Genomic DNA, 20057 nt, shown 5'->3' on the forward strand with positions numbered 1-20057 from the left:
AGCGTCGTGTCAGACGACATCGTTGTTGGATGACACGACGCCTTCGCGAGCAAGCCCGCTCCCACAGGGGACCTTCATGCACTTCTATATAGCGGGCACCGGGCGACAGGCCCGGTGCCGGTGCAACTAGATACCTTCGAGCATAGCGTCTGCCGGGGCTTCGGCGCGTTGCTTGGCGGTGAGCTGGAAGTACAGATAACCAGCGGCCATGAAGCCAAGGAACACACAGCCGATCAGCGTGTTGAACCACGCCATCGCCACCAGGCACACCACGGCCAGAAACAGCGCAATTGCTGGCACCACCGGATAGCCCGGGGCGCGGAAGGTGCGTTCCAGGTTCGGTTCGGTTTTGCGCAGTTTGAACAGGCTGAGCATGCTGATGATGTACATCACGATCGCGCCGAACACCGACATGGTGATCATCGCTGCGGTCAGGGTCATGCCTTGCAGATTGACCAGACCGTCGCTGTAGATCGCCGCGATGCCGATCACACCACCGGCCAGAATCGCCCGGTGCGGGGTCTGGAAACGTGACAGCTTGGCCAGGCTCTTCGGCAGATAACCGGCGCGGGCGAGGGCGAAGAATTGTCGCGAGTAGCCGAGGATGATCCCGTGGAAACTCGCCACCAGGCCGAACAGGCCGATCCACACCAGCATATGCATCCACGATGAGTTGTTGCCGACTACCGCTTTCATCGCCTGCGGCAGTGGATCGTTGATGTTCGACAGTTGGCGCCAGTCGCCGACACCGCCGGCCATCACCATCACGCCGATGGCAAGGAACACCAGGGTCAGGATGCCGCTGACGTAGGCCTTGGGAATCGTGCGTTTCGGATCCTTCGCTTCTTCGGCGGCCATGGCCGCGCCTTCGATGGCGAGGAAGAACCAGATCGCGAACGGGATCGCGGCAAAGATTCCGGGGATCGAGCCCAGGGTGAACTCGTTGGCACCCGACCAGCCGTTGAGCACGAAGTTGCTGAAGCTGAAGCCCGGCGCGACCACGCCCATGAATACCAGCAGTTCGGCGACCGCCAGCACAGTGACCACCAGCTCAAAAGTCGCGGCGATGCTGACGCCGAGGATGTTCAGGGTCATGAACACGAAATACGCGCCGACCGCTGCCACCTTCGGATCCAGCTCCGGGTACTGCACGTTGAGGTAGGCGCCGATGGCCATGGCGATCGCCGGTGGGGCAAAAACGAATTCGATCAGCGTGGCGATGCCGGCAATCAACCCGCCTTTTTCGCCGAACGCCCGGCGGCTGTAGGCAAACGGTCCGCCCGCGTGGGGAATCGCGGTGGTCAGTTCGGTGAAGCTGAAGATGAAGCAGGTGTACATGGTCGCGACCATTAGCGCCGTGACCAGAAATCCGAGGGTGCCCGCGGTGCCCCAGCCGTAACTCCAGCCGAAGTATTCGCCGGAAATCACCAAGCCGACGGCAATGCCCCACAAATGCAGGGTGCCGAGTGTGGGTTTGAGCTGTGTGGTGGAAGTCATAAGTCCTCTCTGTTTTTTATTGTTCGATCTGTTGGACTTTCGGGTGCAGCGGTTGAGGTGGATGGATGCTGTTCACGCAGCGGCAGTTTTTGTGCAAAACCTGAATGACGGGTACGCAAGGGCCGTGCCAGAGCGGCCAGGCCTTGTGTCGTGTCATTTAGGACGCCATCGCTGGCAAGCCAGCTCCCACAGGTTTATGTGGTGAACCCATTATTGAGATCGAATTCAGATCCCTGTGGGAGCGAGCTTGCTCGCGAAGGCGGTTGAACAGGCGACACAGAAATATCTGTATCGCCCCCGGGTTTTAGAAGAAGCCCAACGGATTGATGTCGTAGCTCACCAGCAGGTTTTTGGTCTGCTGATAGTGATCGAGCATCATCTTGTGGGTTTCACGGCCGACGCCGGACTTCTTGTACCCGCCGAACGCGGCGTGCGCCGGGTACAGGTGGTAGCAGTTGGTCCACACACGACCGGCCTTGATCGCACGGCCCATGCGATAGGCGCGGTTGATGTCGCGGGTCCACAGGCCGGCGCCGAGGCCGAACTCGGTGTCGTTGGCGATCGCCAGGGCTTCGGCTTCGTCCTTGAAGGTGGTGATGCTCACCACCGGGCCGAAGATTTCTTCCTGGAACACGCGCATTTTGTTGGTGCCCTTGAGCAGGGTTGGCTGGATGTAATACCCGGTCGCCAGATTGCCCTCGAGTTTTTCCACCTTGCCGCCGGTCAGCAGCTCGGCGCCTTCGCCCTTGGCGATTTCCAGGTACGACAGGATCTTGTCGAATTGCTGCTCGGACGCCTGCGCGCCAACCATGGTGTCGGTGTCCAGCGGATCGCCACGTTTGATTTGCAGGACTTTCTTCATCACCACTTGCATGAATTCGTCGTAGATCGACTCCTGCACCAGCGCGCGGGACGGGCAGGTGCAGACTTCGCCCTGGTTGAAGAACGCCAGCACCAGGCCTTCGGCAGCTTTTTCGATGAAGGTCGGTTCGGCCTGCATGATGTCTTCGAAGAAGATGTTCGGCGACTTGCCGCCCAGTTCCACGGTCGATGGAATGATGTTCTCGGCGGCGCATTTCATGATGTGCGAGCCGACCGGGGTCGAGCCGGTGAAGGCGATCTTGGCGATGCGTTTGCTGGTGGCCAGGGCTTCGCCGGCTTCTTTGCCGAAACCTTGCACCACGTTGAGCACGCCCGGTGGCAGCAGATCACCGATCAGCTCCATCAGCACGCAGATGCCCAGCGGGGTTTGCTCGGCAGGCTTGAGCACCACGCAGTTACCGGCGGCCAGTGCCGGAGCGAGTTTCCACGCGGCCATCAGCAGCGGGAAGTTCCACGGGATGATCTGGCCGACCACGCCCAGCGGCTCATGGATGTGATAGGCCACGGTGTTGCCGTCGATTTCGGCAGCGCTGCCTTCCTGCGCGCGCAAGCAACCGGCGAAGTAGCGGAAATGGTCGGCCGCCAGCGGGATGTCGGCGTTGAGGGTTTCGCGGATGGCTTTGCCGTTGTCCCAGGTTTCGGTGATCGCCAGCAGTTCGAGGTTCTGTTCGATGCGGTCGGCGATTTTCAGCAGGATCAGCGAGCGCGCCTGCACGGAGGTCGCGCCCCACGCATCGGCAGCGGCGTGGGCGGCGTCCAGTGCCTTGTCGATGTCTTCGGCAGTGGAGCGAGGGAATTCGGCAATCGGTTGGCCATTCACTGGCGAGGTGTTGGTGAAGTACTGACCTTTGACAGGCGCGACGAACTCGCCGCCGATGTAGTTACCGTACTTGCTCTTGAACGAGACTTTGGCGCCTTCAGTACCGGGGTGAGCGTAACGCATGATTTGTTCTCCTTGGCTTTGTACTTATTAGAGAAACGCGCAAGTGCGCTTGCTATAAGCGTAGAGCAAAGGTCGGGCCACTGCCGTGCAGGGCAGGCAAATCAAGGCTTTGCGTATTTTTTGTCGGACGGGCGGGCGGCGCCTGTGATGGTTTCGGTACAGAGGGGGTGACAGTTTGTACCGCTTTTGGCACAGCCAGTGACCGGCTGGTCTTGCCAGCATTGCAATGCGCCGATGGCTGGAGGATGCTGACTGCCAATCGCCCAGATGCACCCCTTGTGGCGAGGGGATTTAGCGAAACGTCGCACCGCCCCGATCGGCTGCGCAGCAGTCGTAAATCCGGTGTACGCGGTGAATCTAAGAAGCCACGTTGGTTTGATTGGGGCTGCTTCGCAACCCATCGGGGATAAATCCCCTCACCACAAGGTATGTGCCAGCCAATAAAGAGGCGGCACTGATCTCGGGGAGAATAATAAGAAATGCACGATAACCATTTGAGTCGCCATGCCCAGCAGGTTCTCACCGTCAGTCAGGGCAAGCCGCACCTGCACGGGCCCGGGGCCGATCCGTCGATTGCCCGCTCGTGGCTGCGCTGTCTTGAGGACTATCACCTCGATCCGGCCCTGACCATGGCGCCCACCGTGCTCGAACACGGGCGCGTGCTTGAAAGCCGCGAACGTCTGCAACAGGTGTTGCAGATCGCCGGCAATGAAATGAGCAGCCTGCATCAACAACTGTCGGGCGCCGGTCATGCGGTGCTGTTGACCGACGCGCGCGGGGTGATCCTCAACTGCGTCACCGCACCGGCCGAGCGCAAAATATTCGAACGTGCCGGCCTCTGGCTCGGCGCCGACTGGAGCGAAGCCTGCGAAGGCACCAACGGCATTGGCACCTGTCTGGTCGAGCGCCAGGCACTGACCATCCATCAGGACGAACACTTTCGCGGCCGCCACACCGGCCTGACCTGCTCGGCGAGCCCGGTGTTCGACCCGCACGGCGAACTGCTGGCGGTGCTCGACGTGTCCTCGGCGCGCCACGACGTTTCGCGGCAGAGCCAGTTCCACACCATGGCGCTGGTCAATCTGTCGGCGAAGATGATCGAGAGCTGCTATTTCCTGCGTTGCTTCGATAACCAGTGGCTGCTGCGTTTCCATCTTCAGGCCGAATCCGTCGGCTTGTTCAGCGAAGGGCTGCTGGCGTTTGACGGGGAAGGGCGGATCAGCGCGGTCAACCAGAGCGCGCTGAACCTGCTCGGGCATATTCGCGGTGGTTTGCTCGGCAAACCGGTGGAAGCATTTTTCGATTGTTCGCTGGACGAGTTGCTCGGTCGGGCCAGCGCCAATGCCAGCGCCAGTTGGCCGCTGCGCACCCGCGACGGACGGCATCTGTTTGCCTTGCTGCGTGGCGAATCGCGCAAACCGGTGCCGATCATGCCGGCCCCGATCGTGGCCAAGCCTCAACCGCTGACGAACATTTGCCTCGGTGACGCGGCGCTGCAAGCGGATTTCCGCAAGGCGTTGCGGGTATTCGAACGCGACGTGCCGCTGCTGATCAATGGCGAAACTGGCTCCGGCAAGGAAGCCTTTGCCAAGGCTGTGCATCACGCCAGCCAGCGCGCCAGCAAAGCCTTCGTCGCCCTCAATTGTGCGGCGATCCCGGAAAGCCTGATCGAGAGCGAGCTGTTCGGTTATCGCGGCGGCAGTTTCACCGGCGCGCGCAAGGACGGCATGCGCGGCAAGCTGCAGCAGGCCGATGGCGGCACGTTGTTTCTCGATGAAATCGGTGACATGCCGCTGGCGCTGCAAACCCGGTTGTTGCGAGTGCTGGAAGACCGGCAGGTGGTGCCGATCGGCGGCGAGCCTGAGGCGGTCAACGTGCGGATCATCAGCGCCACTCACCGTAATCTGCTGGAGCGGGTCGAAGGCGGCAGCTTCCGTGAAGATCTGTATTACCGGCTCAATGGGCTGGAGGTCGCGCTGCCGGCGCTGCGTGAGCGTAGCGACAAGTCGCAGTTGCTGGATTTCCTGCTGGCCGAGGAGGCCGGCGGCGAAACAATCGTGATCGACGACCCGGCGCGCCAGGCGTTGCTGGCCTTCACCTGGCCGGGCAACGTTCGGCAGTTGCGCAATGTTCTGCGCACATTGGCGGCATTGTGTGATGAAGGGCGAATCGGGTTGGAGGATCTGCCGGCGATGATTCGGCAGGGGCGGCCAACGCTGGAACTGAAGTCGGTTGAATCCGAGCATCCGCTGGAAGATGCCGAACGTCTGGCGTTGCTCGATGTGCTGGAGCAAACGCGCTGGCACATGACCCAGACCGCGCAGCAGCTCGGGGTCAGCCGTAATACCCTCTATAGAAAGCTTCGTAAGCACGCGATCTCCCGTTAAACCGCGTCGCGCCATTCGCGAGCAAGCCCGCTCCCACAGGATCAGCGCCAACCTTGTGGGAGCGGGCTTGCTCGCGAAGGCGTCGGCGCAGGCGAAACACCAGGTGCGATTTTCCCCACCCTACGCTAACCTGCGGCCATGTTTTACGAGGTCGACTATGCACATTCATATTCTGGGTATCTGCGGGACTTTCATGGGCTCGATGGCGGTTCTGGCCAAAGAGCTGGGCCATCACGTGACCGGCTCCGACGCCAACGTCTATCCGCCGATGAGCACGCAGCTTGAGGCCCAGGGCATTCAGTTGACCCAGGGCTACGACCCGGCCCAGCTCGATCCGGCACCGGATCTGGTGGTGATCGGCAACGCCATGTCCCGCGGCAACTCGGCGGTGGAATATGTGCTGAACAAAGGCCTGCCGTACGTCTCCGGCCCGCAATGGCTGGCCGATCACGTGCTGCAAGGGCGCTGGGTGCTGGCGGTTGCGGGCACGCACGGCAAGACCACCACCAGCAGCATGCTCGCCTGGGTGCTGGAACATGCCGGGATGAGCCCGGGGTTCCTGATCGGCGGCGTGCCGCAGAACTTCTCGGTGTCCGCACGTCTGGGCGGCACGCCGTTCTTCGTGATCGAGGCCGACGAGTACGACAGCGCGTTTTTCGACAAGCGTTCGAAGTTTGTCCACTACCGTCCGCGTACCGCGATCCTCAACAACCTTGAATTCGATCACGCCGACATCTTCCCCGATTTGCCGGCGATCGAGCGGCAGTTCCACCACTTGGTGCGGACTATTCCGAGCGAAGGTCTGGTGATCCACCCCACCACCGAACCGGCCTTGCAGCGCGTGATCGAAATGGGCTGCTGGACCCCGGTGCAGACCACCGGCGTCGGCGGTCAGTGGCAGGTCAGGTTGCTCAAAGACGATGGCTCGGCGTTCGAAGTAATGTTCGAAGGCGTGTCCCAGGGCACTGTCGAATGGGAGCTGACCGGTCAGCACAACGTCGCCAACGCCTTGGCTGCGCTGGCAGCGGCGCGGCATGTCGGTGTGGTGCCAGCGATGGGCATCGCCGGCTTGAGCGCATTCAAGAACGTCAAACGCCGGATGGAGAAAGTTGCGGAAGTACGCGGCATCACCATCTACGACGACTTCGCCCACCACCCGACTGCGATCGCCACCACCCTCGATGGCTTGCGCAAGCGCATCGGCGACGCACCGCTGATCGCGATCATCGAGCCGCGCTCCAACTCGATGAAGCTCGGCGCGCACCGTGACGGTCTGCCGGACAGCGTGGTCGATGCCGATCAAGTGATCTGGTACGCCCCGGCCAACCTCGGTTGGGATCTGGGCGCCACCGCCGCGCTGTGCAGCGTGCCATCGATTGTCAGCGACTCGCTGGAAAGCATCATCGAACGCGTGAAGAGCCAGGCCCAGCCCGGCACTCACGTGGTGATCATGAGCAACGGTGGCTTCGGCGGTCTGCACGGCAAACTCGCCGAGGCACTGCAATGAACACTTTTGCCCAGAGCGGCGGCCCGGAACGCATCACGCTGGCGATGACCGGCGCGTCTGGCGCGCAGTATGGATTGCGCCTGCTCGACTGCCTGGTACGGGAAGATCGCGAAGTGCACTTCCTGATCTCCAAGGCCGCGCAACTGGTGATGGCCACCGAAACCGATGTCACGCTGCCGCCCAAGCCGCAGATGATGCAGGCGTTCCTCACCGAATACACCGGGGCGGCCGCCGGGCAGATCCGCGTGTACGGCAAGGAAGACTGGATGTCGCCGGTAGCCTCGGGCTCCGGCGCGCCGGCGGCGATGGTCGTGGTGCCGTGTTCCACGGGTACCTTGTCGGCGATTGCCACGGGCGCGTGCAACAACCTGATCGAGCGCGCGGCGGACGTCACCTTGAAGGAGCGGCGCCAGTTGATTCTGGTGCCGCGCGAGGCACCGTATTCGAGCATTCATCTGGAGCACATGCTCAAGTTGTCGAACATGGGCGTGACCATCCTGCCGGCTTCGCCGGGCTTCTATCACCAGCCGCAGACCATCGACGACCTGATCGATTTCGTCGTCGCGCGGATTCTCAATCTGTTGGGCATTCCACAGGACATGCTGCCGCGTTGGGGCGAGCATCATCTGAGCAGCGATGAATAAGCTGTTGATGATTGCGCTGGCGCTGCAACTGGCCGGCTGCGCCACCGCGCGCACGCTGGATGCCGCCAAGCCGGGGGCGCCGGTGGTGTATTCCGGGACGCGCCTGGATTTGTACGTGATGAATGGCGGGTGCTGTGCGATGGACCGCTTCGGAGCTGAGGCGCCGAGTTATCCGGGAGTGGACCTGCCGGCGAGTGCGTTGCTCGATACGCTGTTGTTGCCGTTGTCTTTGCTGACCGTGATTGGCGTTGGGTTTCAGGCGACTGGCGGATTGTAGGGGAGTGTGGCGAGGGGATTTATCCCCGATGGGGTGCGCAGCGCCCCCAAAATCTGAAAAACGACGACTGCTGCGCAGCCGATCGGGGCGGTGCGACGTTTCGCTAAATCCCCTCGCCACAAAGTACGGTGTTTACTTGCCGAGCTTGCGCAACTCATCCGACTCGACGATCCGCACCCCATCCTGTTCTTCCAGCGCCAGGCGCCACATCGCCCGGGCCAGTTGGCAGGCTTCGATGCCGCGGTACTTGCCGGGAATCAGTTTGGAAAACGGCGCCGCCAGCTGTTCGCCCAAGCGCGGTTCGGTACGATCACCCAGCAACAGCGATGGCCGGCAGATGGTCAGTTGCGGCCAGTCCTGCGCGCGCAACGCCTGCTCCATCTCGCCTTTGACCCGGTTGTAGAAAATCGACGATTTCGGATCGGCGCCCAGCGCGCTGATCACGATCAGGTGCCGCGCGCCCATCTCCCGCGCACGTTTGGCGAAGGCCACCACCATGTCCAGATCCACCGCGCGGAACGCGGCTTCGGAACCCGCCTGTTTGATGGTGGTGCCGAGGCAGCAATAGGCGATATCGACGCGACCACTGAGTTGCGGCAGAAACGCTTGTGGGTCGCCCACCGGGTTTTCCAGGTGCGGATGCTCCGCCAATGGACGACGGGACGGGGCGAGCACGCGGGTGATCGTCGGCTCGTTGAGCAAACGGTCGAGCAGATGTTCACCGGTCAGTCCGGTGGCTCCGGCAAGCAATACGTGCTGAGGCGTCAAGTACATAGTGTTTCTCCCTTGATACTGTTCAGCTTAGTTGCTGTTTGTTGCTCCGTCGTTCAATGCAGCACTCTGCAACGCTTTTCTGGCCTGCTGTTTACGCAGCAGTTGCCAGTGTGCCAGCACGGTTTTCGGTGCCCAGATCTGTGGCTCCGAGGCTTCGAAGTTATCCGCCAGTTCGCGCTCGGCGACGGTGGCCTTGGCCAGTTTGAAAGCCTGCTCTAGATCGTCGGTCTGGTTCAGGGCCTGAGCGAACAGGGCGTCGCCGAAGTAGGTGAAGTTGGCTTCTTCCGAGCAACCGAACGACACGCGATCGGCACGCGAGGCGGTCATTATCAGTGTGCGCTCATCTTTCAGCGCGGGGATGAAACCGCCGGAATAGCACGATGAAATCACGATCACCTTGTCGCGATTTTTCAGTGGCGCGAGCACGGCGGCGAGTTCGTCGGCGGGCAGATCGGCCAGCTCCATGCGCGGCTGATCGAGCACCAGCTCGTGTTCGGCGGTGCCGTGGCTGGTCAGGTAGATGAACACCAGGTCTTCCGGGCCGCTGCGTTCAGCCAAAGTCTGCGCGGCGCGGCGCAGGTTCTCGCGAGTGGCCATCGGCCGGTCGACGAGGTGGTCGCGGTGGTTGACCAGACGAATCTGGCCGTAGGCACCGAAACGTGTGGTGAGCATGTTGGCGACGTAGTCGGACTCGCGCAGGAACACGCTTTGCTTGCCGTCGCCACCGAGGGTCAGGGTGTACAGCTCGACTGCCGGCGTCGAGGCGGGCACGGCGGCCAGCGCGTTATCGAGTAGGCGGCCCTGGGCCAGAAGGCCGAGTTCGAGGGTGTCGGGCAACAGCTTGCCGTCGGCGTCACGTACGCGCTGGCCGTTGATCCAGGTACCGCTGAGCACGGTGCCGTCAGTCAGCACCAGAGTGCCGCGTCCGGCGTAGCTGTCGCCGTCGAACCCGCCGATGTAGAAGCTGCCGTCAGACAGGTTCAAGCGGCCCTGACCGCTGAAGCGCCAGTCGTTGAAGAAGCCGATGTAATGGCTGCCGTCGGCGCCGATCAGTTCGCCCTTGCCGGTCAGCGCACCTTCCTTGAATTGGCCGAGCCACACGTCGCCGTCGGCGTTCTCGTAGCGGCCCTTGCCGTGCAGTTGGCTGTTCTTGAAGCCGCCGACATAGATGTCGCCATCGGCACTGTTGAATGTGCCATTGCCTTCGAGCTGGCCGTTGACGAAGTGGCCGCTGAAGGTATTGCCGCTAGAGTCGCCGCGCTGGCCTTCGCCGTTGGGTTTGCCGTGGGCGAACTGGCCTTGATAAGAGCTGCCGTCGTCCATTTCCAGACGGCCCAGCCCGGAATACTGGTCAGCCTTGAACTCGCCACGGTAGGTCATGGCGTTTTCCTTGAGGGTGCCTTCGCCATCGCGGCGGCCCTGCTTGAAACCGCCGGTGTAACTGCTGGCGTTGGTGGTCAGGCTGCCCTGGCCATCGAACAGACCCTGCTGAAACTGACCGCGATAGACTTCGCCGTTGCTGCCGTGCCACTCGCCCTGGCCATGCCATTGGCCCTTGTCGAACTGCCCGGCGTACCAACTGCCGTTGGGGTAGTCGACGCGGCCCTGGCCTTGCAGCAAGCCGTTGACCAGTTCGCCGCGATAGCGTCCGCCGTCCGGCAGCCGTGCATCCGGGGGCAACAGCGATTCGCCGTCGCCGCACGCGGTGAGCATCAGGGTCAGGGCAAGGGGTGCAAGAGAAGCGAGTGGGCGCATAGCGGGATCCGGGCAATTAGGCGACCGAGTATGCCGCAGCTATGTGACCTTATACAGCCGGGAAAACAGCGCTGATGCGAAACAGCGTGCGCTGTTTCGCATCCCGTGACTCAAACGAAGCAGAGCGACAGCGGTTCGGCGATATAGGCCGGTTTGTCCGAGCCTTCTATCTCAAGCGTCGCGGTGGCCTTGAGCAGCCATTGACCGGGTTTTTTCTCGGTCACTTCGGCCAGATCGACTTTCAGGCGCACTTTTGAATTGACCTTCACCGGCTGGATGAAACGCACGCTGTCCAGACCGTAATTGACCACCATCTTCAGGCCTTGCGGCAGCACAAGGATGTCTTCCATCAGTTTCGGGATCAGCGACAACGACAGGAAACCGTGGGCAATGGTGCTGCCAAAAGGCGTTTGCGCGGCTTTGACCGGATCGACATGGATGAACTGATAATCCCCGGTGGCTTCGGCGAACAGGTTGATGCGCTCCTGATCGATGGTGAGCCATTCGGAACGTCCGAGTTCCTTGCCGACATAATCTTTGAGCTCTGCAACGGGAACATAGGGCATTGAGACTCTCCTTGGGTTCATCGGTTTTATAGTTTTTCAGGTGGGGGATTTGACCGCCCTGCGAACCACTGTAGATCAACATGGCGATTTGCTCCGGTCAACCTGCCATGCTTTTGGCGAATGCCGATCCATAGCGCTGCCGTGCTTATAATGCCGAGGACTTGCGGGGGGAGATGTCTGATGTTGTTACGTGGCCTGACCATGCTGGTGCTGTTCCAATTGCTCGGCACGGCACTCAACCATTTGCTGTTGCCGGTGCTGCCGGGGCCGATCATCGGCCTGCTGCTGTTGCTGGTGTTCCTGATCATTCGCGGTGAAGTCGGCGAGCCGCTGAACCTCGCGGCCGGCAGCCTGCTGCGCTATCTGCCGTTGCTGCTGGTGCCGCCGGCGGTGGGCGTGATGGTTTATGCGAGCGACATTGCCGCTGACTTCTGGGCCATTGTCGGCGCGCTGGTGTTGTCGTTGATCCTGTCGATGGCCTTCGCCGGGGTGCTGATGCAACGCCTGGTCAAGCGCCATGCGCCGCACTCGGAGGAGTCGTGATGCTCTTCGATTGGCAAGGCGCCTGGGCTTCGGTCATTCATCATCCGTTGTTCGGCATCGGCATCACCCTCGGTGCCTATCAACTGGTACTGGCGGCGTTCGAGAAAACCCGCTGGATCTTTCTGCAACCGGTGCTGGTCTCGATGCTGGTGGTGATCGGCGTGCTGGTCGGCTGCGGCCTGACCTACGCCGAGTACCGCAAGAGCACCGAAATCCTCAGCATTCTGCTGGGCCCGGCGACGGTGGCGCTGGCGGTGCCGCTGTATCTCAACCTCAAGCGCATCCGCCAATTGTTCTGGCCGATTTTTACTACGCTGGTGATAGGCGGCGTGGTCGCCACGGGCATGGGCGTGTTGCTCGGCTGGTGGTTCGGTGCCGAGCACATGATTCTGATGACCATGGCGCCGAAGTCGGTGACCTCGCCAATTGCCATGCTGGTGGCCGAGCAGATCGGTGGCGTGGCGGCGCTGGCGGCGGTGTTCGTGCTGATCACTGGGGTGATCGGCGCGATCTTCGGTCCGGCGTTGCTGACCCGGCTCGGCGTGCACAGCCCTGAGGCGCGCGGCATGGCGCTGGGCATGACCGCACACGCGGTCGGCACCTCGGTGGCGTTGCAGGAAAGCGATGAGTGCGGCGCCTTCGCGGCGCTGGCGATGAGTCTGATGGGCGTGGCCACGGCGGTGTTCCTGCCGTTGGCGGTGTCGATGGTGGTGTAAGGAAATGTCTATGAGTCTGCCGCTTTTTCCGCTCAACACAGTGCTGTTCCCCGGCTGCAACCTCGACTTGCAGATATTCGAGGCGCGCTACCTGGACATGATCGGCCGCTGCATGAAACAGGGCGGCGGTTTCGGCGTGGTGTGCATCCTCGATGGCCACGAAGTCGGCGTTGCGCCAGAGGGCTTTGCCCTGGTCGGCTGCGAAGCGCGGATCACCGATTTCCAGCAACAGGACAACGGTCTGCTCGGGATCCGGGTGCAGGGCGGGCGGCGTTTTCAGGTGTTGCGCACCGAAGTGCAGCGCGACCAGTTGATCCTCGCCGACGTCGAGTGGCTGGACGATGAGCCGGAGCAACCGCTGCAGGACGAAGACGCCGATCTGGTGGCGCTGCTCAAGGCCTTGGCCGAGCACCCGATGGTCGAGGCGTTGAACATGGGCACCGAAGCGTTGGGGCAGCAGTCGCTGGCCAATCAACTGGCGTATCTGCTGCCGTTCGCCGAAGAAGACAAGATCGATCTGCTGCAACTCGACGATCCGCAGCAGCGACTGGATGCGATCCAGGCGCTGCTCGATGAGCTGCAGGGCGAGCTGTTCGCCTGAGTATCAGTAGGCGTAACGCAACATCGTGTCCGGCAGATGCCGCAGAACGAACAGGCTGAACAGCACCAGCAGTGCCGGCAGAATCAGCCACCAGACCTTGAACGGCATGGCATTGAGCGGCGCCTTGCGCTGACTCAGCCACAAGCCCGCCGCACATACGCATGCCGCCAGCATTGCGCCGGCCAGAATATCCGTCGGCCAGTGCGCCCCCAGATAAACCCGTGACAAAGCAATCGACAGCGCCGGAATACAGCCGAGCAGCAGCCAGGTCAAGCGCATGCGCGGCGGTTGGCCGCGACCGGCGAGAACCGCCAGCACCAGAAACAGCGCGAACGAACCGGAGGCATGACCGCTGGGCATGCTGTAGCTGGTCAGCGGATCGGTCAGCACTTCCGGGCGGACCCGGGCGAAAAACTGTTTGGTGACGGTATTGAGGAGCGCGGTGCACAGCAGCACGCCACCGGCAAAAATCGCCTGACGCCATTGCCGGCACAGCAGCAACAGACCGGTGAGCAGGGCGCTGAACATCAACATATTGCGGAATTCACCGATCAGGGTGAAGGTCACTGCGATTTCATCGAGCATCGGCTGCCGATGTTCCTGCACCAGGGTCATCACGCCTTGGTCGAGGGCGTGCAGATACGGATAGCCAATAAACAGGCCGATCAGAATCAACAGGCTCATGCTGCTGATCCAGATCGTCGCACGGCGATGCTGGCGCAAGCTGCTGTTGACGCTCATGCCGACCATCACCGCAATACTGGCGGCAACGATGCCGGCCTGCAGCCAGAAACCTTCCGGCAGCGGTAAGCGGATCGCCGCGCCGGTGGCCCAACCCGGTAGCAGATAGGCGACGCTCCAGCCGGCGGCGGCCAGCAGGCTGACGGCGGCGAAACGCGGGAAGGGCATGTCGCACATCCCGGCGACCATCGGCAGCATCGGCCGCAACGGGCCGATGAAGCGGCCGACCAGCAGACTGGCGATGCCGTAACGCTGGAAGTAGGTTTCGGCCCCGGCCATCCATTCCGGATGGTGGCGCAGCCCCGGCAGGCGGCGGATGTTCTGGTGGAAGTGGCGGCCGAGGAAGTACGAGATCACATCGCCGAGTATCCCGCCGAGAAAGCCCAGCAGCAGGGTTTCACTCAACGACAGTGCGCCGCTACCGGCGAGTACGGCCACGGCAAACAGCAACACCGTGCCGGGCACGATCAGCCCGGCAATTGCCAGGCACTCCACGCAAGCGACGATAAATACCGCAGCGGCCAGCCACTGCGGATTGGCGGCGAGCCACCCGGTCACGCTATCGAGCCATGGGCCCATACACACAACTCCATCAAATCTTCAATAAGTCCCGAAGGCTGTACAAAATTTCAGCAATCACTCAGTACCCTGTGGGAGCGGGCTTGCTCGCGAATGCGGTGTGTCATCAACGAGCTCGTATCTGACACGCCCTCTTCGCGAGCAAGCCCGCTCCCACAAGGGCGCATTGGGTTCAAAACCTGTGTCACTTCAGGACAGCAAAAAATAATCGCGACCTTCGACCTGGCCCCGGCGCAGCGGGTTCCGCGTGCACCACTGGGCATACGCGGCGTCGACGAAGCGGTACATCAGGTGTTCGTCGCGGCCATGGGGGATGCCCAGGCGGGTGGTCTGGATAATCTGGGTCGGCGCCGGCCCGGTGTCTTCCACCAGCATCAGCTCGTGATCGAAACGCTTGGCGTCCCACATTGGCACCTTTAGCCCGAGCGCCTTGCACAGCAGCGTCTGCCCGGCGCAAAGCTTTTGCGAAGGACGCGGCCGGCCTTGGGCATCGGGATTGTTCAGCAGCATCTGCGCCAGACTCGCCGGCCCACTGATTTCATCGACCCACGGGTAGGCGGACTTGATCAAGTCAGAGGTATAATACCTGTAAGATCGGATCATACGGACGGCAGCACATGGCACGGTTAATTTCATACCTTCGGATGTCTACAAGCGAGCAATTGAAGGGACTTTCGCTTGAACGTCAGCGAAAGCTGATCGCTGATTTTGCCCTAAGAAATGGGCTTTCGCTCGATGAAAGTCATGCAATTGAAGACATTGGGCGTTCGTCGTTCTCCGACGATGCAGAGCAAAAGCAGCTTGCCCGATTCTTCACCGATCTCGAAGCAGGGAAATTTTCGCCGGGTGATGTGTTCGCATTGGAAAACATTGACCGTCTCACACGTCGCGGCCCTATTGATGCGATTTTAAAGGTCAATACGATCCTGTCGAAAGGTCTAAAACTCGCAATTATTAGCCCCAATGAACAAAAAATGATTGAAGACGTTAATGACGTTTTCACAATTATCAATTTATCTATTGATGCGGCTCGTTCGCATGGTGAAAGTAAAAATAAAAGCGACAAAGGTTTGTTGAACTGGGAAGAAAAAAGAAAACTTGCCGCTACTCATAAGGTTGCAATGACCGCACAAGCCCCGGCATGGCTTGATACAGAAACCTTTTATATTATGGACGAAACCAAAGGTAAACAGGTTAAACGCCGTCGTTACGTCCTTAATCCTGAGAAAGCCGAAACGGTCAAACTCATTTTTGAGCTATTCCAAAATGGTAATGGCTCGCTGAAAATCAAAAACATCTTGAATGAGCGAAATCTTCCGACTTTTAAAGGTGCAGAATATTGGGAACCTTCAATTATTTCCAAGTTGGTTCGAAATCCTGCAGTTTATGGCATGTATCAACCCAAGAAACAAAACACTGGAAAACGTGATTTAATCGCCACTGGCGAACCAATAGAAGACTATTTCCCAGCAGTAATCACAAAAGAAGTATTTGACCAATGCCAGCAAATCACTGCCACAAATACAACTAGAAAAGGACGCAGAGGTAAATTATTCACCAATCTATTTACCGGGTTATTGATATGTGCGGACTGTTATGGCCCTATTCATTTGCTTAATCCCGGCATTGATAAGCGTGCAAAAAATCCAAAACCAGTTAATTATTTGATTTGTAAAAAAGGCAAGTTCACAAAGGAATGCCTTACAAAAAGAATTCGCTACGATGATTTCGAAAATGTAATGCTTCGGGCAATTCAAGAAATCAACCTTGCAGATGTATTACACGAAAACAATCCGCTTGAAAATTTAATTAATAAGCAGAGAGCTACGCAAGCCGAAATTGAGAAAAAGAAAAAGCTACTTGAAAACTTTGAGAAAAACTTTATTGAAAATGATGGCGATTTACCTTCGTTTATGATTACGCAAGCTAAACAAGCAGAAACGGATATAAAAGCCCTAGATATTGAAGCTATCTCTATTCAATATGAAATATCTCAACTGAATGTCTACAACTCAAATATGGACAACGCCATTGATGAGTTAAAAGCTCATGGCACATATGAAGCTCGTTCAAAAATCAATCTCATATTGCATGAGATTATCAGCAAAATAGTCATTGACTTTGAACTTGATGATTACGGCATCATGTTCAAAAATGGTGCCAAGCGATTCATCAATAACGAAGTCATTCAGAACGTATACAGAACTACAAACCCCATTCAACGTGATGATGAAATTGCAGAAATATTAAACCATGACCACCACCACTGATGAAGCTGTTGATTTTTAAAATGCTATTGCATGGGTGACACTTTGATTGTTTTATAAGTTGCTTTAATTTCCAGATTACGGCCACCAATTGGTGGCCTTTCTTTTGCCCTATATATTTTCAATTTTAAAACTTTCTTAAAGTTTTCACTCACTTGAAAACATTATAATGTATGTTACTGTATATATAAGCCACTTATCTAGGCAAGCAATGTTCTTGGTTCCCAAATAACTCTTAAATGGTTCCCATTTATTCATTATTTGGTTCCCAACCAACAGCTAAATGGTTCCCATTTATCTATTGTTTGGTTCCCAAGAACGCTTGATTTTTCGCACTTCGTTTGAAAAATATAGGAGCATAAAACAAATAAATACATTAGGAGTTCAATATGAAAAAAGTCAAAGACACAGATACCAAAAGACAAAAGAGAGGTGAGATTACAAAAGAAATTCTAGTTACGCATTTCAATGGCAGGTCAAAAAACAAGCTAGATGAAAGTGAGTTGAAAGAGTTCAAAAAAATCTATTCGAGATTATCCGAGCAAAAGAGAGGTGAAAGTTTTCATCTTCGCTTTTCAGGTGATAGTGCAGCTTTCATGAAGAAACTATTTATAGAGAACCCGAAGGCCAACAAAAGCAATCTCGTTAAAAAAATAATTGAGAAGCGAGTTACATCCTGCATTGAATATACAGACCCTCAGCTAATTGAAGCGGCTAAAATTATCGACGAGGCATTTGGCACTGGGAAGGCTTTCAATATTATCATCAACGTAACAACAGTGTTGGAAAAAATAGACAGTAATGGTGTTGCAAAATTTGGCAACGGCAAAGAATATAATTTCAAAAGCACACTAGACGCCCTGAACGAGCGATTAATGCAAGCGGAACAATTGATGGATAGGGTTAACAACCTGCTTGATGGTGTAAATCTTCAAGGTAGAGTTATCTACAACAAAGAAAAGGACAATAACAATGGTGATGTATGATAATCAAAAAACCACAAGGAGATTTATCTGCCAACCTATCTAGTAAAGCAGAAATAGTTTTCAATTTAGACTACTTCTTGAATAAAGCTTTTCACAAAAACGAACCTGATACATGCAAGCTGCCTTTTGTAAATAAATTCACTGATAACCATTCATATAGTAATTTCATGGCCGAATACTTTATGGAGGATTTGAGCAAGGGCCAAAAGTATGCTGCATTATGCGATATTGTTTCTTTCTCACCTAATGACTTTGATGTTGATAACCTAACGCTAGAAGATAAGCAGAAGGCTTTTAAAGCAGTAAAGTCATACGTCAGGCAGGTCTATGGTTCAAGAACATTCGTAGCGGACTATCACATTGATAATGGAAAACTTCATTATCATATCGTCGTGAAAAACAAAGATAAATTTGGAAATTGCTACACAACAAAAGCGTTCAATGACTTTGACAAGAAAGAGAGAGTTGCAGCAAAGCTTGAAAAGCAATTCGGGCTTGAAGTTGTTGAAAATAGAAAGTGCGTATTAGCAGAACAACAACGTCTTGATGATTTTCAGTATTCTCCCACAGCTCATTTGCAACGATTTAAAAAACATAATCCAACAGCTTACGCTGATAAAGTTGACCAACTTACAGCGATGAACGATTTCATCAGGTCAACCGCCAAGAAATCAAAGTCACCACAAGAACTTTTCAAAGTATTACAAGCCAACAACATCGGCATTCGCATAAATAATGACAATGCGGCAAATCTTGCATTTTCATTTATTGACGGCAACGATAATTCGTTAAAAGCATCGCAGGTTAATCTATCAATGAAGTCTTTAAAGTCTAAATTCAAAGACTTTAATGATGAGCAACTAAAAGACATAGTTAGGCAGGCGGCAGAGTTTACACCTAACAAAATCAAACATGACCTTGCATGGATTGGTAAACGAATTGACTTTGAACCTATAATAAAAACAAAAAAAGACACGGCTCAATGGAGATTAAAGAAATATCAAGCAGAAGAGCACTCAAATATTGTTCGCTACTATTCAATATCAAAAAAGGGTTATGAGTATGATAAATTTACCCACAACAAAGAAAGCAATTCTGTTTCTATCCATGAAGTAAGCCCATCGACTATTCGAGACGCATTGATTGTATTAACTAATAATTCACCATGCGAGACACTTCAAACGGAATCCGCCAGTAAGAATTTTTGCATTGAGGGCATCAAACAATCAGTTGAATTAGGCTTGTTTGACAAATCAGGCTTTCAGTTCCTAATGCCTAACGTGAAAGACTTTTCAGCGGAAGATGTTGAACAATTGAATGATTACCTTCGAGATAAGGGCAAGCCAGAAATTGAAATCAAAGAAGCTGATGGTGTCTTGATAGCTATCGCCAAGATTGAAAAGCCAGTCATAGAAGCCGCTCATGAAGCCATAGAGGCATCGGAACCGGTTATCCCAACCAATGACATGCCAGAAGCACAAGCACCGCTAGACATGGCTGATATTGAGCCACAGACAGCAGACGTTGAACAGCCAATCATTGATCCATCTACTTATGATGATTTGATTGATGATTTAATATCCGATTATCAAGAAAGCTACTTTGTTTCAGGGATTATTGACAGCGTAATTGAGGCGTTAGATGGAGTTATTGAAGGAGAACCCAACAACATACATTTATTGATTTTGGACAAAATCCAAAACAATGAAGTTGATAATAAGCTTAAAATCGTTGTGCTTGAAAGATTAGAAAATGCTTTGATATGCGATATTGAACACGAAGTTAATTCATTGAAAAAAATGCATTTGCCGGGAAATTCAAGCCATAGCATTGATGATCATAGAGAGTTTGACAAAAACTATATTCCGAGCCTATTGGGCGAAGAACAAAAAAGCCAATATTGGAGCAGGCAGCACATATACAAACTTAAAGACAGGCTTGAAGAAATTAATCCAGATGTGGCAGATGATATGAATTATGCCATTAAAGAGAGGTTTAAACATGGGCCGGGACATTTGTATAAGTATGATAAATAAAGCCCGCCACGGGCTTTATTTGACTTTCCATATTTAAATGGTACGATAAGAAAAGGTGAAGCCCTAATGTGATTAGCATTAAGGCTTCGGTGTTGATACTGTTAACGGCAGTTTCAACTTGTAATTAAAGTTATAACATATAATTATAATCATTCAAGTCCCTTCTGCCGTAAAATTCCATAACTATAATAAATTCAGTATTCACGCCTGTAAGCAATGTTGGAAATTCAGGTGATTGTTCCGTTGCGTAGCCAAGAGAAATAGAATGGGGATATTGGAAATTTCTCAACCCGCCAGCCACGAAAGTGTTGAACAGGGGTCCAATGTGGTGCTGATATAGCCATTAAGTGTTCAAA

Annotated in this window: 16 protein-coding genes and 1 pseudogene; 10 read left to right on the top strand and 7 right to left on the bottom strand. The window is 55.8% G+C overall.

Translation table 11 applies throughout. The features are described 5' to 3' along the window. Positions 1 to 126 precede the first annotated feature (126 nt). The gene (eat, locus tag QMX91_RS04560) at positions 127 to 1497 is read right to left on the bottom strand and encodes an ethanolamine permease (RefSeq protein ID WP_098965792.1); all 1371 of its coding nucleotides are present in this window, start codon (positions 1495 to 1497) and stop codon (positions 127 to 129) included. Between the two features lie 304 nt (positions 1498 to 1801). After that, positions 1802 to 3322 carry an aldehyde dehydrogenase family protein gene (locus tag QMX91_RS04565; RefSeq protein ID WP_025108675.1) on the bottom strand — a complete coding sequence of 507 codons (1521 nt, stop codon included), beginning with the start codon at positions 3320 to 3322 and terminating at the stop codon, positions 1802 to 1804. Between the two features lie 479 nt (positions 3323 to 3801). Between QMX91_RS04565 and QMX91_RS04570 the strand changes: the two genes are divergently transcribed. From QMX91_RS04570 to QMX91_RS04585, 4 genes are all read left to right on the top strand, one after another. After that, positions 3802 to 5709 (top strand): sigma-54-dependent Fis family transcriptional regulator, encoded by a 1908-nt coding sequence (locus QMX91_RS04570; protein WP_282412322.1) that lies wholly within the window; start codon positions 3802 to 3804, stop codon positions 5707 to 5709. Positions 5710 to 5866: 157 nt separating this feature from the next. Continuing rightward, positions 5867 to 7216, top strand: a complete 1350-nt coding sequence (gene mpl, locus QMX91_RS04575) for a UDP-N-acetylmuramate:L-alanyl-gamma-D-glutamyl-meso-diaminopimelate ligase (RefSeq protein WP_282412323.1) — start codon at positions 5867 to 5869, stop codon at positions 7214 to 7216. Beyond that, the gene (gene ubiX / locus QMX91_RS04580; RefSeq protein WP_007968137.1) at positions 7213 to 7860 is read left to right on the top strand and encodes a flavin prenyltransferase UbiX; all 648 of its coding nucleotides are present in this window, start codon (positions 7213 to 7215) and stop codon (positions 7858 to 7860) included. The genes mpl and ubiX overlap by 4 nt, the downstream gene beginning before the upstream one ends. Beyond that, positions 7853 to 8137: a YceK/YidQ family lipoprotein gene (locus QMX91_RS04585; protein ID WP_282412324.1), complete on the top strand. Its 285-nt coding sequence runs from the start codon at positions 7853 to 7855 to the stop codon at positions 8135 to 8137. The genes ubiX and QMX91_RS04585 overlap by 8 nt, the downstream gene beginning before the upstream one ends. Positions 8138 to 8269: 132 nt before the next feature. Here QMX91_RS04585 and QMX91_RS04590 read toward each other — a convergent pair whose 3' ends face one another. The 3 genes from QMX91_RS04590 to QMX91_RS04600 form a co-directional block, all read right to left on the bottom strand. Continuing rightward, complete coding sequence (locus QMX91_RS04590) at positions 8270 to 8911, bottom strand: oxidoreductase (protein WP_007968134.1); 642 nt, start codon at positions 8909 to 8911, stop codon at positions 8270 to 8272. A 27-nt stretch (positions 8912 to 8938) separates the two neighbouring features. Continuing rightward, on the bottom strand, positions 8939 to 10666 hold the full coding sequence (locus QMX91_RS04595) for a C13 family peptidase (protein ID WP_135296635.1): 1728 nt from the start codon (positions 10664 to 10666) through the stop codon (positions 8939 to 8941). Positions 10667 to 10776: 110 nt separating this feature from the next. Further along, complete coding sequence (locus QMX91_RS04600; protein ID WP_003228575.1) at positions 10777 to 11232, bottom strand: MaoC family dehydratase; 456 nt, start codon at positions 11230 to 11232, stop codon at positions 10777 to 10779. Positions 11233 to 11412: 180 nt separating this feature from the next. Between QMX91_RS04600 and QMX91_RS04605 the strand changes: the two genes are divergently transcribed. The 3 genes from QMX91_RS04605 to QMX91_RS04615 are packed head-to-tail and all read left to right on the top strand — an operon-like array spanning position 11413 to position 13092. Then, on the top strand, positions 11413 to 11775 hold the full coding sequence (locus tag QMX91_RS04605; protein WP_095139173.1) for a CidA/LrgA family protein: 363 nt from the start codon (positions 11413 to 11415) through the stop codon (positions 11773 to 11775). Further along, a complete protein-coding gene (locus QMX91_RS04610) occupies positions 11775 to 12491 on the top strand; it encodes an LrgB family protein (protein WP_027612903.1) in 717 nt (238 codons plus the stop codon). The genes QMX91_RS04605 and QMX91_RS04610 overlap by 1 nt, the downstream gene beginning before the upstream one ends. A gap of 10 nt (positions 12492 to 12501) precedes the next feature. Beyond that, positions 12502 to 13092: an LON peptidase substrate-binding domain-containing protein gene (locus QMX91_RS04615; RefSeq protein ID WP_007960613.1), complete on the top strand. Its 591-nt coding sequence runs from the start codon at positions 12502 to 12504 to the stop codon at positions 13090 to 13092. 3 nt (positions 13093 to 13095) lie between these two features. Here QMX91_RS04615 and QMX91_RS04620 read toward each other — a convergent pair whose 3' ends face one another. Further along, complete coding sequence (locus tag QMX91_RS04620; RefSeq protein WP_223007246.1) at positions 13096 to 14412, bottom strand: bifunctional DedA family/phosphatase PAP2 family protein; 1317 nt, start codon at positions 14410 to 14412, stop codon at positions 13096 to 13098. A 189-nt stretch (positions 14413 to 14601) separates the two neighbouring features. Then, positions 14602 to 14982 (bottom strand): annotated as a pseudogene (locus QMX91_RS04625) (DNA-3-methyladenine glycosylase); the annotation flags it as partial. 47 nt (positions 14983 to 15029) lie between these two features. Between QMX91_RS04625 and QMX91_RS04630 the strand changes: the two are divergent. From QMX91_RS04630 to QMX91_RS04640, 3 genes are all read left to right on the top strand, one after another. After that, complete coding sequence (locus QMX91_RS04630; protein WP_282412325.1) at positions 15030 to 16682, top strand: recombinase family protein; 1653 nt, start codon at positions 15030 to 15032, stop codon at positions 16680 to 16682. A gap of 386 nt (positions 16683 to 17068) precedes the next feature. Continuing rightward, entirely contained in the window at positions 17069 to 17665 is a 597-nt protein-coding gene (locus QMX91_RS04635; RefSeq protein WP_282412326.1) for a hypothetical protein, read from the top strand. Next, positions 17662 to 19701 (top strand): relaxase/mobilization nuclease domain-containing protein, encoded by a 2040-nt coding sequence (locus QMX91_RS04640; RefSeq protein ID WP_282412327.1) that lies wholly within the window; start codon positions 17662 to 17664, stop codon positions 19699 to 19701. Before QMX91_RS04635 ends, QMX91_RS04640 begins: the two co-directional genes overlap by 4 nt. Positions 19702 to 20057: the final 356 nt, after the last annotated feature.

This window comes from Pseudomonas sp. PS01299 (assembly GCF_029960145.1).
In the GTDB taxonomy this organism is placed as follows: Bacteria; Pseudomonadota; Gammaproteobacteria; order Pseudomonadales; family Pseudomonadaceae; genus Aquipseudomonas; species Aquipseudomonas putida_A.